The sequence below is a fragment of the Rhodobacter sp. Har01 genome (assembly GCF_020564565.1).
GTDB lineage: Bacteria > Pseudomonadota > Alphaproteobacteria > Rhodobacterales > Rhodobacteraceae > Pseudogemmobacter.
Genome location: NZ_JAJCTD010000002.1, coordinates 479,366 through 494,468, shown reverse-complemented (window position 1 = coordinate 494,468; position 15,103 = coordinate 479,366). Strand labels below are relative to the sequence as shown.

The window sequence follows — 15,103 nt, the reverse complement described above, 5'->3', positions numbered from 1 at the left end:
CATTTCGGGCCTACCGTCGCGGCGAGCTCACACCGTGGCACTTCTCGCCACATGTCGACCTGCTCGACAGGTTCACCTTAGCAGCTTGTCGGGAGAAATCCCTGGGAATCGCCGGTAGACCCACTAACTAAACGCGAAGTTCTCCGCCGCATCTGCCGCGTCTATCGCATCCAACATCCGCCACTAGGTGCGCCAATGCATGCCCTTGGGCGTCCCCGCCTGACCGCTTCCAGAACGCCCCAAGCCAGCCCATACGCTCACGGATTCGATGCACACGGCGGCGGGGACGATTTCCGACCTCTTCGCGCTGTGGCGGGCATGGTTTACTCTGCGCCACCGAAAAGCAAGCGCTCGATTTCCCTGGCCTTTCGCACCAGCTCGCTGATCTCTGCCCTAGCCGCGATCCATTCCTGCGCCCGCATGCCATGACGCCAGGACGGGTGATCCTTGCCCGGTGAATGTCCGCCGCCAGCGCCGTGAAAGCGACAGACGCGCCAGCCACTGACGGCAGGGCCCTTGCACCGTTCACCCGTCCGCTTGGACGTTGCCGCGCATCTGGGGGCCTCATGGGCCTTGCTCATGGGGTTGTCGTCATTATCCATCGCCACCCCTCCCCCCCGTGCCGACGTTTCCGACGATAGCTTGCCCGCCGTCCGAGACGTTGACGTGCTGCACCGTCACCCGTTGTTCCCCACCTGAGCGATGCTTTCTTAGGGCTTCGACTTGAGCCGCAAACGTCCGGGCTAGCTTGTTGAATCCAGTGTAGTGCGCTTGGACCTGGGGAATCGTGTCAGTGTTCGCCAGCCATCGCGCCGAACGGATCGTTGCGACGTGTGTTGCTGCGATCTGCACAGCGAGCATGCGCTCGATAGGATCACGCGGGGCCAGATCACGGATTACGGACAGCATGAATATCCGCTCGTCATTGCCTGGGTGCTCGTCGCTGGCCTCGTCCGCTTTCAGAGACTTCAGGCAGTGACTCAGAAGGGCGTTCGCCTGCATTTCGTCAGACGTGCCAAATATCCGACACAGGGCGCTGTTCTGGGCCAGCTCGATCTTGTGTCCCGTCCGTGCCGATCCGGTGATCTTCACGCCGAGATCGTCCGCCTTGGATTTCTCTATCTTTCCCATGCCGAACCTTTCATTGCCGCTCAGACGCGATATGCGGGCCACTCAGGGGCCTCCGCTGTATCTGGGAGGGGTCTCCGTATTCGTCACTCATCCCTCTAGGGCGGGCCGCTAGCGCCTTTCCCAAAAGCGGAAAGAGAGTCGTCTCTGAAGCCAGGCCGATCACCAGTCTGAAAGCACTATGGATGGCGTATAAAGATGTCTTCATTATAGATACGGTCGCATGTGCGGTTGGGGCGAGAACGTCGCCATTTTGAAGATGCCGAACACCGGGTTCGGGGCGGGTTCGGGCGTTTCTTCTTCATTTTGAAGATGGGATCGTCTCGCTTTTGAAGACGGGATTCTGCGCCCGTTCCGGCCTGTCGGGTTGTTCTTGTGGTGTTTAAGTACCGGGAAGTCTCGACCCTCTTGCCACTGATGGTAAAGCGCCCGGCCACTACCCTTTGGCCGTTCCGGCATATTGAGTTCGGTTACCTCATAGCATGGGCCGCGCGCATCCCCGTCACTGCCCAGAGCGCCCAACTCAGTCACCACAAGGAAGCCCTTAGCCTGAAGATCATGGAAAGCGCGCATGGCGGTGTTTGGCATAATTCCCAGCGCTTCAGCGGCCTGGCGATAGCTGAATCGAATGCGCCCGTTGTTGTTGGACTTCGGGCCGCGCCACTCCAGCTTGATGAAAGGATAGAGGGCCTGGGCGGAAGATGACAGGGCCGCCCATGCCGGGGATTGCATCGTTGCCCGGAACATCAGCGTGTAGTGATCAACAGGTGGGCTTCGCCCAGTTCTGTCAGCCTTGCGTCGCACGATCAGCCCGCCCGCCGCGCTTTGGCCTGCTCGATCACGGCAAGCACTTCTGAACGTGGCCAGCGGGATAGTGCGCCGATCTTGACCGGCTTGGGAACCGTGCCATCGGATACACGTCGCCAAAAGGTCGGGATACTGATTTGCAGGACTGCCGCACCTTCGCGTGCGGTCAGTAGGGGATCGGTGATCATCTTTGCGCGGCCTCATATACGGTTGATATGGGCTGATTGTCGCAAAGGCGAGCCAGCGGGCGAACCCCAAACGCGAACCAGATTTGGGCAATACTTCCCCAGAATTGTGCTAGTTTAACCCAGCTACTTTCTGGGCAGATCGGTCATAATTCTGGAAATTGTGCGCTCGAAAGTGCTACGCCCTACCTGAACTCCTATGCTTTCCGCCCACACCTGCGCCTCTCTAACTAAGGCTTCCTTTTGATAGGGAAAGCCCTCCTCCAGACGCCTTGCAAGATGAGCGACTAGCAGCTTCTCCGCAATTATTTCCAGTTTCTGGGGTTGACCACGCGGCCGCCTTGCGGCGATTTCATCACCTGATCCAGCTTGCCCATTCAACAGAATGGTGTCGCCGAAAAGGTCAGCGGTGATTCTTCTTGGCGAAAGTTTTGGCTTTGCGAACTCGGATAGAAGCAACCGCGTCTCCACCACAATACCCCAATATGATCCACCAACTACCTTTAAGTTAGACTTTCGCCAATCTATACCCTCAAGGGTCCACAACTCTTTCGCGACAGTTGCCCATGGCACTTCGACAACTCCCTCAGGTGTCCCTTCGTCATCGGGCACTAGCCAAACTCCGTGGCCAACAAGCCTACCATCCGCGAGTGCGCCGAAGATAGCGGCCTGCGCGCGTGAAAGGGCGTGTCTTACGGGTGCGAGAGTCATGTTCAGCCAGATCGCAGCTTCTAATTCATTCCTGTTCTCCTTCTCCATCTCAGCGCAACGCGCCTCCATATCCTCAAAGTCTACTTTTGCAGGATCAAGGGAGTGTCGAATGGCTTCAAAATTTGTATGGAAACGCTGGTTCTGTTCCCGAATTTCGTCCGGGCTTCGGTCATCGCACAATTCAACCATCTTGTTGTAAAGCACGATGTCAACGCCGGGGAGTATTTCCCTCAAAAGACTAGCCGAGAGGTAAGGGGAGAAGCTAAACTGGCTTCCGCCAAACTCTAGAATCTCTTCTGGCATTACACGGCTGTCGACATAAAGGCTTTGGCCGTCAGTCCAATAGTATTCCTCCCCGAGAAACGCCCCAACTTCGTCGCGGTATTCCCTCACCTCGCGCCAGTTGGCATCTGGAAGTTCGCCAAAGGCCAGCCATAGAGCAGCTTCGGCAACCGACGCATAGCCCGCCACCTCCTGCCTCTTGAAGGCCTCCATCACCTCATCCCTTTACCATTTGCACAACTTGCCCATTCTGCCCCGTCACATGCTTTGCCCAGCGTTCCATCAGCACCCGCCGTTGGTCCAAAAAGTCTGTCCGTCGATATGCCCGTTCGACCGATCCGCCCACGGTGTGCCCAAGGCAGGTTTCGGCAATATCGTGCGGGGTTTCAGTCGTTTCTGCAATCCAATCTCTCAGGCTGGACCGGAAACCGTGCGGGCGGGCGTCCAGCTTGGCGCGTTCCATTAAGCGAGACATTGTGGCGTCCGAGATCACGCCCTTGCGGACGCTTGGGAACATAAAGCCGTTGCGGGCGTGTTGCCGTGCTGCCTTCAGAATGTCTTGCGCCTCATGGGACAGTGGCACCCGAAAATCCGCTGTTTCATCCTTGCGGCCTTTCATCCCCTCGCCAGGGATCGTCCAGACGTCCCCTTCGATCTGCTCTTCCTTCAGGAACCGCACAGGCCCGGACCGTACGCCAGTCAAGATCAGAAGACGCAAGGCAAGGTGCGTGATGCTGCCGTCGGAAAGGCTGGCATAGAAGGCGGGCACGTCGCGCCAAGCCATAGCGGGCACGTTCTGGGGCTTGTGGCGTTGCTTGCCCAGAAGGGCGCGAGCTTTCTCTGTCGCCTGCAAGTCCACTTCCAAGCCCAGCGCCGCCGCATGGGTCAGGCAGATGCCCAGCCGGTTCATTGCCTTGCGGGCTGTCTCGGCTTTCGTATGCCAGATCGGGGCAAGCACGTCGCGGATATCGTTCTGATCAATGTCCGAAACCGGGACCTTGCCCAGCTTGGGCAGGATGTGCAGCTCCAAGGGGCTGAACCAGCGACCTGCCACGCCATCGCCCTTCAGTTCGGCCTTCCTGCTTTCAAAGGCGTCTTTAGCGATATCCTTGAAGAGGTGAAGGTTGCGCGCGGCTTCCTTGCGTTCCTTGATCCGTTCTTTGATCGGGTCTTTCTCGGCCCGAACCAACGCCCGCGCCCGTTCCGCATTTTCGCGCGCTTCCTTGAGGGAAACTTCGCTTGCTGACCCTAGGCCCATTTCCCGCCGCCGCCCGTGAACCGTGACGCGCAAGACCCATTGCGAGCCGCCATCGGGCCGCACATGCAGCCACAGGCCACCGCCGTCAGCATGTTTTCCAGGCTTTGCTGCTTTGACGGCGGGCGCGTTCAACCGGTTCATGGTGCGTGCCATTTTTCAATCCACCTTTGTATCCCCCTCAAGATTTAGTATGAGGTGATACGGATTGAAAGCCCGTGCTCTCCATTTTTCCCGTTTGTGTTGAGTTTTCGCCGCTCTATCGTTTTCGCTGATACTGCATGATGTGCCGATACTCTGCCATTCAATGCCTCTTCTGGGCACCATTTCTCACTGCAAGCCGGAAGATTTCAGGGGCCCCCGCAAGGGGCCCTGACTCTTTTGTCCGGCCGCGCAACGGTGGGTATCCCTGGCGGATCGCCGGGAATTCCCTCGCTTGACGATGCCTCGCTTGCCAAAGCGCACCGAATTGCCCTTGTGCCGGATTCCCGGCAGGGTGATCGGCCGGCGGCTCAGCCTCCCTTGATGCGCTGCATCAGATAGATCTCGGCGCCGGGGTGAATCGGGGCGGTGAGGTCGGTCACCATCTCGCCGTCGACAACCACCGAAACACCGCCGCGGATCACCGGTGCAAGGCCGGGGTGCGCGGTCTGCAGCGCGGCCAGCATCTCGCGCGCTGTCGCTGCCTTGACCGTCACCACGACCGCATCTCCGGCCAGTTGCCGCAGCCCCGACCAGAGGTGGACGTCAACCATTCGCGCGCGCCCGCAGCGCCGCCAGGACCTTGGGCGGCGACATCGGCAGGCTGCGCAACCGCAGGCCGGTGGCCGCCGCGATGGCATTGGCAAGCGCCGGCAGAGGCGGCGTGATGCCGGTCTCGCCGACGCCGCGCACGCCATAGGGATGGCCGGGGTTCGGCACTTCGACAATCACCGTGTCGATCATCGGCAGGTCCGAGGCGACCGGCATCCGGTAGTCCAGGAACAGCGGGTTCTGCAGCCTGCCGTCGGCGCCGTAGACATATTCCTCGTTCAGCGCCCAGCCGATGCCCTGTGCGGCGCCACCCTGATACTGTCCCTCGACATAGGCCGGATGGATGGCGCGGCCGGCGTCCTGCACCACCAGGTAGCGCAGGACCGTGGTGCGCCCGGTTTCGGGATCGACCTCGACATCCACGACGTGCACGCCGAAGCTGGCCCCAACCCCGCCGGCGGTGGTTTCGTGATGGCCCGAGATCGGGCCCCCGGTGCTGCCCATGGCCGCGCCGATTTCGGCGATGGTCATCGGCGGGAACTTTCCGGCGTTGTCGCCCGAGGGCACCGCCGCCCCGTCGCGCCATTCGACCGCGTCGGGGTCTATCCCCCAGGCCGCCGCGGCGCGCCGACACATCTGCGCAATGGCCTGCCGGGCCGACTCGACCGCGGCCTTGCCGCTGGCAAAGGTGGCGCGGCTGCCATGGGTCGGCTCGTTGACCCCCAGCGCGCCGGTTTCCACCACGTTCACCCGGACATTCTCGTAGGGAATCCCCAGCGTCTCGGCCACCATCAGCGCCAGGCTGGCGCGGCTGCCGCCGATGTCGGGCGTGCCGATCGAAACCTGCACCGTGCCGTCCTCACCGATGGCCAGGCTGACCGAGGTCTCGCCGCCATGGTTGAACCAGAACCCTGCGGCCACGCCGCGGCCCTGGTTCGGCCCCAGTGGCAGCGACAGGTTCGGATGCGTCTTTGTGGCTTGCAGCGTCTCGACCAGGCCGATGCGCTTGTAGGTGGGGCCATAGCTGGCCTTTGTGCCCTCGTGCGCGGCATTCTTCAGGCGCACCTCGATCGGGTCCAGCTGCAATTCGCGGCACATCTCGTCCAGCAGGCTTTCCACCGCAAAGGCCGCCATCGGCGCGCCCGGCGCGCGGTAGGCCGCAGCCTTGGGCCGGTTGGCCAGCACCTCAAGGCCCAGGTGGTGCACCGCCGGGACAGTGTAGCAGGCCAGCGCGCAGCTGAGTGCCTCGCCCACCGGAGAGGCGCCGACGAAGGGTCCGCCCTGCATCCGGAACGTCACCTTCGCCGCAGTGATCATGCCTTCGGCCGTCATCCCCAGCTTCACGTCCATCGAGGCCGAGCCGGTGGGCCCGGTCGCCCGCATTACCTCGGCCCGGCTCATCACCAGCTTGACCGGCCGACCACCTGCCTTGCGCGACAGCGCCAGCGCCAGCGGTTCCATGAAGATCGTGGTCTTGCCGCCGAACCCGCCGCCGATCTCCGACGGCGTCACCCGCAGTTGCGCCGCCTCGATTCCCAGAACGGCGGCGCACATCCGGCGGATGTACCACTGGCCCTGGGTGCAGACCCACATCTCGCCCTTGCCATCGGCCCCAAGCTGGCCCAGGCAGGCTTGCGGCTCGATATAGCCCTGGTGCGTGGCCTCGGTCCGGTAGGTCTGTTCGCGGACCAGGTCGGCCGCGGCAAAGCCGGCCTCCAGATCGCCATGGCCAAAGTCGATCTGGCGAACCAGGTTGGGGGGCGACCCGGTCGGCACCGAGTGATCGGCCGCGCCCGGCCGGATCGCCGGAGCGTCGGGGCGGATCGCCTCGTCAACGTCGGTCACATGCGGCAGGATCTCGTATTCCACCTCGACCAGCCGGGCGGCATCCTGCGCCCGCAGTTTCGAGGTGGCGGCCACCGCAGCCACGGCATGGCCGTCATACAGCGCCACCTCGCCGGCCAGGGTGTTTTCCTGCAGGTTCCAGTCCTCGCCGGTCAGGCCGGAGGGAAGGTCGGCGCGGGTAACGACCGCCTTTACCCCGTCCAGCGCCAGCGCCTTCGAAGCGTCGATGCGCAGGATGCGGGCATGGGCATGGGGCGAGCGCACCACGGCGCCGTGCAGCATGCCGGGCGCCTGGACGTCGGCGCCATAGCGGGCGCGGCCAGTCACCTTGTCCAGCCCGTCGGGCCGGTCAGGCCGGGTGCCGATCAGCCGGAACGTTGCGGTTTCATCCTTCGCCATCACTGTGCCCCCCGCATTTCGGCCGCCGCGTCCAGCACGGCGCGCACGATCTTGTCATAGCCAGTGCAGCGGCAGAGGTTCCCCGCCAGCCCGAAGCGCACCTCGCTTTCGGTCGGGTCGGGGTTGCGATCCAGCAGCGCCTTGGCCGCCACCAGGATGCCCGGCGTGCAGAAGCCGCACTGCAGCGCGGCATGTTCGATGAACTTGCGCTGCAACGGGTGCAGCGTTCCGCCCTGCGCCATCCCTTCGACCGTCTCGACCCGCGCGCCCTGGGCTTCAACGCCCAACACCAGGCAGGAACAGACCAGCACATCGTCGAGCAGCACCGAACAGGCGCCGCAGTCGCCAGTGCCGCAGCCTTCTTTCGAGCCGGTCAGTCCGAGGTGGTCGCGCAGGCAATCCAGCAGCGTCTCGCGCGGGTCGGCAAGGAATTCGACCGGGTCGCCGTTGACCGTGGCGGTCACGTGGGTCTTGGTCATGTCGCGGCTCCTCCGGCGCGTTGGTATGCGATGCGCGCGGCCCGGCAGACCAGCACACCCACCACCTCGCGGCGAAACTCGGCGGTGCCGCGCCGGTCGGTGATCGGGCGGGCCGCCGCCGTGGCCGCCGCTGCCAGCGCGGACAGCGCGCTGGCGTCCAGCGGCGTGCCCAGAATCGCATCAGCCGCTTCGGGGACCAGAAGGATCCGGGGGGCAACCGCGCCCAGGGCAACCCGCGCCTCAGCCACGCGGTCGCCGTCCAACCGCAGGTTCACCGCAGCGCCGACCACCGCGATGTCCATCTCGGTGCGCGGAATGAAGCGCAGATAGGCGTCGCCACCGCGCGCGCCCCGCGCCGGCAGGATGATTGCCGCGATCAGCTCTCCTGGCGCCAGCACCGTCCGGCCCGGCCCGGCAGGGATGTCTTCCACCGCCAGCTCGCGCCGGCCCTGCGGCCCGACGACGGATACCCGGGCCGCAGCGGCCACCAGTCCCGGCACGCTGTCGGCCGCAGCCGATCCGTTGCACAGGTTGCCGGCCAGCGTGGCCCGGCCCTGGACCTGGATCGAGCCAACCAGCCGCATCCCCTCGACCACCCCGGGCCAGTCGGCGCACAGACCGGCATGGCGGCCCAGGTCCGCCCCCGAGACCGCGACGCCGATCCGCCAGCCGCCTTCGGCCGTGGGCGCGATCTCTTTCACACCGGGTATGTGCTTGAGGTCGATCAGGTCGTCTGGCGTGACCGTGCCGGCACGCAATTGCACCAGCACGTCTGTGCCGCCGGCCAGAAACCGCGTGACGCCAGCCGCTGCGGCCGCGATCGCGCTTGCCTGCTCAAAGCTTGTCGGCCTGTGATAATTCATCCCGCCTCTCCGCAAATCGTGGCGCGCGCGAACGCTGCGCCATGGGTTCAACTTTGCCCACCTTGCCGCTTGCCGCGTCAAGCGGCATTCCGCACCAAGGCAGGTTCCGTCGCAAGGTTCGTGACGGATTCCGCCCGCCCGGTCTGGGGGCCGGGTGATGGCCTCAAGCGCGTTCCTCGATTTTCACGATGCGGCCATCCTCCAAGGACAGGATGCGGTCGGCGCGGTCGAGAATGCGGTTGTCATGGGTGACCAGCAGCGTCGTCGTGCCGCGCGTCTTGCCCATCCGCTTCAGCAGATCCACCACCTCGGCGGCGCTGTCCTTGTCCAGCGCCGCGGTCGGCTCGTCTGCCAGCACCAGCGCCGGGGTCGAGACCAGCGCCCGGGCCACCGCGACGCGCTGCTTCTGCCCGCCGGACAGGTTGGCAGGCAAATAGCCGATGCGGTCCGACAGGCCGACCAACCCCAGGGCATGGGCAGCGGCGGTCTCGGCGGTATCGTCGGCAATGCCGGGGTGGACCTGCACCCCCATAACCACGTTCTGCACTGCCGTCAGGCTTTCGTGCAGATTGTGCGCCTGGAAGATGAAGCCCAGCCTGCGGCGCAGCAGGATCAGCTGGGCCTCGGTGGCGCCCATCAGCTCTTGCCCCAGCAGGCGGACCGAGCCTTCCTGCACACTGCGCAGGCAGCCGATCAGAGTCAGGACCGTCGTCTTGCCAGACCCCGAAGGCCCCATCATCACGGTGAGACTGCCGCGCTTCAGCGCTAGCGACACGTCGTAGAGCGCCTGCTTGCGCACTTCTCCGGTGCCGAACCAGTGGTTCAGCCCCTGCACACTGACGATGTCTTCCCTGTCCATCAGCGCCCTCAGAACAGATCGGCAGGGTCGGCGGCGGCCAGTCGGCGGGTGGCGATGGCCCCCGACAGCGCGGAAAACAGCACGGTGCCCAGAAAGACGCTGATCGCCATCGAGGCCGTCATGCCCAGCGGCAGGGTGGTGATCCGACCCATCAGCGTCAGGATCGCGGTGCCGACGATCAGCCCGGGGATGAAGCCCATGACGCCCAGCACCAGCGCCTCTTCGAAGACGATGCCCAGAAAGAACCGCGGGCCATAGCCCATGGCCTTGAAGGTGGCGTATTCGCGCAGGTGGTCGGCCACGTCGGTCGACAGCACCTGATAGACGATCACCAGCCCCACCAGCACACCGATCAGCACGCCGAAGCCGAAGATGATGCCGGTCGGCCGCCTGGTCTGCTGATAACGCAGATCCTCCTGGGCGGCATCGGCATAGCTTCGGATGCGCAGGGTCGGGTCAGAGATCAGGCTGCGCAGGCGCGCAACCGTCGCCTGCACATCGGCCCCAGGGCGCAGACGCAGAAGAATGTGGTCGGGCGCCGAGGAACTGCGGGTGCGAAACAGCGACAGGAAGGTCTGGTCCGAGACCATCATGTAGCCGTCGCCGCCAAACCCTCCGCCGCCGGCGAAGGTGACATAGGCGGTGATCCTGCGGCCTTCGCTTTCGAAGGACAGCGGCGTCTGCGGGCGGATCGCCGCGGCCTCGTCGCGCGAGATGCCACGGGCAAGGCGGTCAAGCAGGGCTGCATCCTGCACCTGCAACAGGCCCAGGTCGCCGGCGATTGCGGGCGACAGAAAGCCGGGCTTCGTCGGGTCGATGCCGAAGGTGGTCAGGCTGATGTCGCGTTCGCCGCGGTCCCAGGGGACGTTGCCGATGAGAAGGGCCATGCCGTCGGCCACGTCCGGATCGGCCATGGCCTGCAACAGCCATTGCCGGGCGACGTTGCCGCCCTCGGACAGCGCATTGGCGTCGGGCGCAGAGATCATGATGTCGGCCTGGAAGAAGCCGTAGGGCCGCAGGGTCGCCGACCCCATCGAGTTCATGATGCCCAGTTGCACGAAGATCAGCACGTTGGCGAAGGCCACGCCGGCCAGCGCCGCGGCAAAGCGCGGGCGATTGCGCGTGAGTTGCAGCCAGCCGATCGGCAACCGCCCGAACAGCCATTGCAGCAACCGGCTCATGGCGCGGACCGCTGGGCCGCCGTGGTGTCGATGCGCGCAATGACCTCCAGATTGGTGAAGCGCGCCGCCACCAGCGACGACTCTGCGTCCAGCGCCACCAGCACCCGGATCACCCTGGCGTCCTTGTTCTCGGCCGCGTCATCCGAGATCAGCCCCTGCCGCCCGACCGTCAGGCCGATGCTGTCGACCTGCCCCCGCAACGACTGGCCCAGCGCGGCGGCCACCAGTTCGACCGGCTGGCCGGGGGCGACGGCGCCGATGCGGTCCTGCCAGACCTCGACCTCGGCCATCATCTGGCCGGTGTCGCCCATTTCCATGATCCCCTCGGCCGGAGGGCGCTGGCCGGGCGTGGCGTGGATGTCCAGGATCGTGCCCGCAATGGGGGCCAGCACCGCCGCTCGGCTCAAGTCCAGCTTCGTGCGCGCGAGGTCGGCCTCGGCGGCGGCCACGTTGCGGTCGGCGACCACGACATCCGGCTGGTCCTCCAGCGCGACGGTCGAAAAGCGCTTGAGCGTCGCCTCGGCGCGGGCGACCGCCTGTTTCGCTTCGGTCTCTGCCGCGCGCATCGAATCCAGCGTGGCCTGGGTGGCGACGCCGCGCAGGAACAGCTCTTCGGTGCGGGCAAGGCTGGTCTCGGCCTCGGTGGCCGCGGCCGTCGCCTGGTCCAGCACCGCTTGCGCCTCGTCGCGGCTGGCCTCGACCGCCGCCCGGGTCTGCATCAGCGTGGCCTGCCGGACGGCAAGGTTCGCCTCGGCCATCAGCACGGCGCTGTCCAGCGCGCCGCGGTTGTCCAACCAGGCCAGCGCCGCGCCCTTTTCCACCCGGTCGCCGACGGCCACCAGGATGTCGGCCACCCGCGCGTCGCCCGCGCCATAGGGCGCGGCAACCACCGAGACGTCGCCCCGCGGCATCACCCGCGCGAGACCCACCACATCGGAAGGCAGCATCGTCTCGGCCATCTTCGGCGGCAGGTCGATGTTGGGCGGCAAGGCGATGGGCGCGTCCGATCCGCCGCCAGGCTGCAGCCCGGTCAGGGCATAGAATTTCTGCAGCCCCGGCGGCTGGAAATACATCCCCAGAACCGCACCCGTGAACATGAAGACCGGCACCAGCAGGACCAGCAAGAACTGCTTGCGAAACCAGCGCCGCCGGGGGGCCGCCGGCGCCTCGGCAAGCCCCAGGTCGAGGGGCAGATCGTCTTGTTGGCCTCCGGTCATCCGTGGCATCCTTGTCTTGCCGTACAAGCGCCAGGTCAAACCTTGGCGACGCGGCCTTTGTCGGGACGGTTCTAGCCGGCAAAGTCGGAAAGGGTAATCCCGCCTTCGCCGATTCAGAACAGAAGCGGCGGGGCGGGTCGGACCCGTGGTGATCTGGATCTCATCCGTGACTTCGCCAGACAGCGATGGGGTGGCCAGGTGTCGCATGGGCAACCGGGCGTTCCGACGCTTGCGCCGATCCGGTCGTTCGCGATGATCGCCGCCGCCGTCCTGCCGGGGCCGCTTGCACTGCTGGTCGAGCAGGCGAAACCAAGGGACCAGGTCAACCCGAACCTGTCGAGCAGGCTCCTGAGCTGCGTTTCCCGCTCCGCACCAGCGGCACTGTCCATCCCCGGCATCCGCTTTGACTTGCGTCAGCAAGACACGCGACGTATGCGGCCGGCGCCGCAGATGGAGGAAAGCAAGGTGGTCCCGCGGACAGATCGAATTGGCCGGGACGGCGGCGATTGACCTGGCAACGCCCGTGACCGGCATTGCAGACGTCGCTGACGCTGAAGCCGCGCAACGGGCGTCGGGGTCGGATGCGCTGGCGTCCATGCTCGAGGCGCGCAGCGGGCTGGCCCGTCAGGCGGCCCTTTGGTCGGTCGCAGGGCCGCTTCTGTGGTTGCCGCAGGCAGCGCTGATCGCGGCGGCGATCTCGGCGATGACCGGCGGACCGGGGTTTCGCCCGGCCTTGCGGCGGTGGCGTTCCTGGGCCTGGCGGCCTTGCGCGCCGCGGTCGATGCCCGGGCGCTGGCGCTGGCGCAGCGGCTTTCGCGCGAGGTGCGGCTGGACCTGCGGGGCAGACTGATCGGCCATTCCTTGCGCCTGGCCCCGCAAGGCGGCGCCGAGGGTCCCGGCGTGCTGGCCAGCCTGATGGGCGAGGGCGTGGCGCAGACCGGCGCCTGGGTGGAACGCTTCCGTCCCGCCGCGCTGCGCGCCCGCGTGCTGCCGCCGGTCATTCTGCTTCTGGCGCTTGGCCAGTCCTGGTCGGCGGCGTTGGCGCTCTTGCTGACCGGGCCGCTGATCCCCGTCTTCATGGCTCTGGTCGGCTGGGCGGCCGAGGCGGCCAGCCGCGCCCATCTGGTGGAAACCGGGGCGCTGAACCGGGTGTTGATCGATCGCGTGGCCGCTCTGGTTGACCTGCGCCTGCTGGGCGCCGGTTCGCGCGCGGCGGCCGATCTGGACAGCCGCTCGGACAGCCTGCGGAGGCGGACGATGAAGGTGCTGCGGCTGGCCTTCCTGTCCTCGGCCACGCTGGAATTCTTCGCCTCGCTGGGGGTGGCGCTGGTGGCGGTGCATGTCGGCCTGTCGCTTCTGGGTCTGATCCACTGGGGCGCCTGGGGTGACGGCCTGACGCCCTTTGGCGGCATCTTCGTGCTGCTCATCGCGCCCGAGTTCTACCAGCCGCTGCGAGACCTGGCCGCCGCCTGGCACGACCGCGCCGCGGCCGAGGCATCAGGCGAAGCGATTGGCGCGCGGCTTGAGGTGTCGTCGCTGATTCTGGGCACCGGGCGGCCGGCTGCTGTGCCGGCGCCGCGGGGTTCGACGGCCTGGACGGGTCTGATCCTGGCGCCGGGGTCCGGCACGGTGATCGCAGTGCCCGATGGCTCTGTAGGGCCCGGCGAGGCGGTGGCGCTGGTCGGCCTGTCCGGCGCGGGCAAGTCCACATTGCTGGCCACCCTCGCCGGGCTGGTTCCGGCCGCCAGAGGAGAGATCCGCCATGGAGGCCAGGTGCTGGCGCCCGACACGGCCGATGCGATCCGGTCCCGGCTGGCACTCTTGCCGCAAGCGCCGCAGTTCCCGGCCGCCAGTCTGCGTGCCTTTCTGACCTCGGGACGTGCCCAAGTCCCGGACCAGGCGCTGCAGGCGGCGCGAATCGAGGCGGCGCTTTCCGCCCTGCCCAATGGCCTGGCAACACGGCTGGGTGAAACCGGCGGCGGGCTTTCGGGCGGCGAGGCAAGGCGAGTGCTGATCGCGCGGGCGCTGATCGACCGTCCGGCTCTCCTTCTGGTGGACGAGCCGACTGCCGACCTTGACGCCGCCACCGCGGCGCAGGTGACCGAGGCGCTGTTGGCGCTGCGCACCGAAGGCACCGGGCTCTTGGTCGCCACCCACGACCCGGCGCTGATTGCGCGTCTGGACCGGGTGATCCGGATCGGGGGTGCGGCATGAGCGCGACCTCTAGACTGGCCCTGCAACTGTTCCGCGCCGGGCGCGGCCGGTTCCTGGCCGCGGTGGCGCTGGCGGCGCTGGTGCCGCTTGCCGGGCTGCTGCTGATGGGCCTCTCGGGATGGTTCGTCGCGGCCACCGCGGTGGCCGGGCTGGCCGGGACTGGCCTGGTGTTCGACTTCTTTCGCCCCTCGGCAGTGATCCGCCTGACCACTTTCGGACGCGCGGCCGCCCGCTACGGCGAGCGTCTGACCGGCCACGACGCAACCCTGCGGGCGCTGAACAGCCTGCGGCTGGGCCTGTTTCGCGGGCTTTCCAACCGGCCGTTGCCCGACCTTCTGCGGTTGCGTTCGGCCGAGGGTCTGAACCGGCTGACCGCCGATCTGGACGCAGCCGAGGGTCTGTTGATCCGGCTGGTCTTTCCGGCGCTCGCCGCAGCGGCGAGCCTGGCCGTCGGATCGGCCGCGGTCTGGGCGCTGGCCGGGCCTGTCGTGGCGCTGGCGGTGGCCGGCAGTCACCTGGCCGGGCTTGTCTTGCTGTGGGTCTTGGCCGGGCCGCGCCTGACCCGGCTGGCGCGGCGGCTGGCACTTGCGCGCGCCGCCCTGCGCCGGTCGGCGCTGTTGCTGCTTGACGAACCGACCGAGGGTCTGGACCGCGAAACCGCCGCCGCCGTGCTGCAGGAACTGGCCGACGCGCTGCCTCAGACGGCCATGCTGTTCGCCTCGCACCGGGAGACCGACCTTGCGGGGGTTGGACAGTTGATTCCGTTGCATCGTTGCCAGGGGGCCTCAGTCCCGCAAGGCTGAGCAGACCGCGCAAGCGGATCAACGACGCGGCGCTGCCATCCGGGGCGGCGGCGGCAGCATCACGGCACGCCGCGACCCCGATCGCAGCCAAGCACCGCCCTCCAAAATTAAAGTCACGCCAA

General features: G+C 66.4%; 15 protein-coding genes. 3 read left to right on the top strand and 12 right to left on the bottom strand.

All coding sequences use genetic code 11. The features are described 5' to 3' along the window. Nucleotides 1-594 precede the first annotated feature (594 nt). The 12 genes from LHP98_RS08165 to LHP98_RS08110 all read right to left on the bottom strand — a co-directional run bounded on the left by LHP98_RS08165 (nucleotide 595) and on the right by LHP98_RS08110 (nucleotide 11,964). Nucleotides 595-1,131, bottom strand: a complete 537-nt coding sequence (locus LHP98_RS08165; RefSeq protein ID WP_227252019.1) for a hypothetical protein — start codon at nucleotides 1,129-1,131, stop codon at nucleotides 595-597. A 204-nt stretch (nucleotides 1,132-1,335) separates the two neighbouring features. After that, a complete protein-coding gene (locus tag LHP98_RS08160; protein ID WP_227252018.1) occupies nucleotides 1,336-1,875 on the bottom strand; it encodes a helix-turn-helix domain-containing protein in 540 nt (179 codons plus the stop codon). A 59-nt stretch (nucleotides 1,876-1,934) separates the two neighbouring features. Further along, nucleotides 1,935-2,123, bottom strand: coding sequence for a helix-turn-helix transcriptional regulator (locus tag LHP98_RS08155; protein ID WP_227252017.1), 189 nt, complete (start codon nucleotides 2,121-2,123; stop codon nucleotides 1,935-1,937). Between the two features lie 123 nt (nucleotides 2,124-2,246). Beyond that, the gene (locus LHP98_RS08150) at nucleotides 2,247-3,326 is read right to left on the bottom strand and encodes a hypothetical protein (RefSeq protein ID WP_227252016.1); all 1,080 of its coding nucleotides are present in this window, start codon (nucleotides 3,324-3,326) and stop codon (nucleotides 2,247-2,249) included. A 4-nt stretch (nucleotides 3,327-3,330) separates the two neighbouring features. Further along, complete coding sequence (locus LHP98_RS08145) at nucleotides 3,331-4,524, bottom strand: tyrosine-type recombinase/integrase (protein WP_227252015.1); 1,194 nt, start codon at nucleotides 4,522-4,524, stop codon at nucleotides 3,331-3,333. Nucleotides 4,525-4,880: 356 nt separating this feature from the next. Then, a complete protein-coding gene (locus LHP98_RS08140; RefSeq protein ID WP_227252014.1) occupies nucleotides 4,881-5,123 on the bottom strand; it encodes a MoaD/ThiS family protein in 243 nt (80 codons plus the stop codon). Continuing rightward, entirely contained in the window at nucleotides 5,116-7,365 is a 2,250-nt protein-coding gene (locus LHP98_RS08135; RefSeq protein ID WP_227252013.1) for a xanthine dehydrogenase family protein molybdopterin-binding subunit, read from the bottom strand. Before LHP98_RS08135 ends, LHP98_RS08140 begins: the two co-directional genes overlap by 8 nt. Continuing rightward, nucleotides 7,365-7,844, bottom strand: a complete 480-nt coding sequence (locus LHP98_RS08130) for a (2Fe-2S)-binding protein (protein ID WP_227252012.1) — start codon at nucleotides 7,842-7,844, stop codon at nucleotides 7,365-7,367. Before LHP98_RS08130 ends, LHP98_RS08135 begins: the two co-directional genes overlap by 1 nt. Further along, on the bottom strand, nucleotides 7,841-8,707 hold the full coding sequence (locus tag LHP98_RS08125; RefSeq protein WP_227252011.1) for an FAD binding domain-containing protein: 867 nt from the start codon (nucleotides 8,705-8,707) through the stop codon (nucleotides 7,841-7,843). The genes LHP98_RS08130 and LHP98_RS08125 overlap by 4 nt, the downstream gene beginning before the upstream one ends. A 163-nt stretch (nucleotides 8,708-8,870) precedes the next feature. Next, a complete protein-coding gene (locus LHP98_RS08120) occupies nucleotides 8,871-9,566 on the bottom strand; it encodes an ATP-binding cassette domain-containing protein (protein WP_227252010.1) in 696 nt (231 codons plus the stop codon). Between the two features lie 8 nt (nucleotides 9,567-9,574). Further along, nucleotides 9,575-10,747: an FtsX-like permease family protein gene (locus LHP98_RS08115; RefSeq protein ID WP_227252009.1), complete on the bottom strand. Its 1,173-nt coding sequence runs from the start codon at nucleotides 10,745-10,747 to the stop codon at nucleotides 9,575-9,577. Continuing rightward, nucleotides 10,744-11,964, bottom strand: a complete 1,221-nt coding sequence (locus LHP98_RS08110) for an HlyD family efflux transporter periplasmic adaptor subunit (RefSeq protein WP_227252008.1) — start codon at nucleotides 11,962-11,964, stop codon at nucleotides 10,744-10,746. The genes LHP98_RS08115 and LHP98_RS08110 overlap by 4 nt, the downstream gene beginning before the upstream one ends. A 252-nt stretch (nucleotides 11,965-12,216) precedes the next feature. On the opposite strand from LHP98_RS08110, the gene LHP98_RS08105 reads away from it, so the two are divergent. The 3 genes from LHP98_RS08105 to LHP98_RS08095 all read left to right on the top strand — a co-directional run bounded on the left by LHP98_RS08105 (nucleotide 12,217) and on the right by LHP98_RS08095 (nucleotide 14,981). Further along, on the top strand, nucleotides 12,217-12,474 hold the full coding sequence (locus LHP98_RS08105) for a hypothetical protein (protein ID WP_227252007.1): 258 nt from the start codon (nucleotides 12,217-12,219) through the stop codon (nucleotides 12,472-12,474). 150 nt (nucleotides 12,475-12,624) lie between these two features. Beyond that, nucleotides 12,625-14,178, top strand: a complete 1,554-nt coding sequence (locus LHP98_RS08100) for an ATP-binding cassette domain-containing protein (RefSeq protein WP_227252006.1) — start codon at nucleotides 12,625-12,627, stop codon at nucleotides 14,176-14,178. After that, a complete protein-coding gene (locus LHP98_RS08095; RefSeq protein WP_227252005.1) occupies nucleotides 14,175-14,981 on the top strand; it encodes a hypothetical protein in 807 nt (268 codons plus the stop codon). Before LHP98_RS08100 ends, LHP98_RS08095 begins: the two co-directional genes overlap by 4 nt. Nucleotides 14,982-15,103 lie beyond the last annotated feature (122 nt).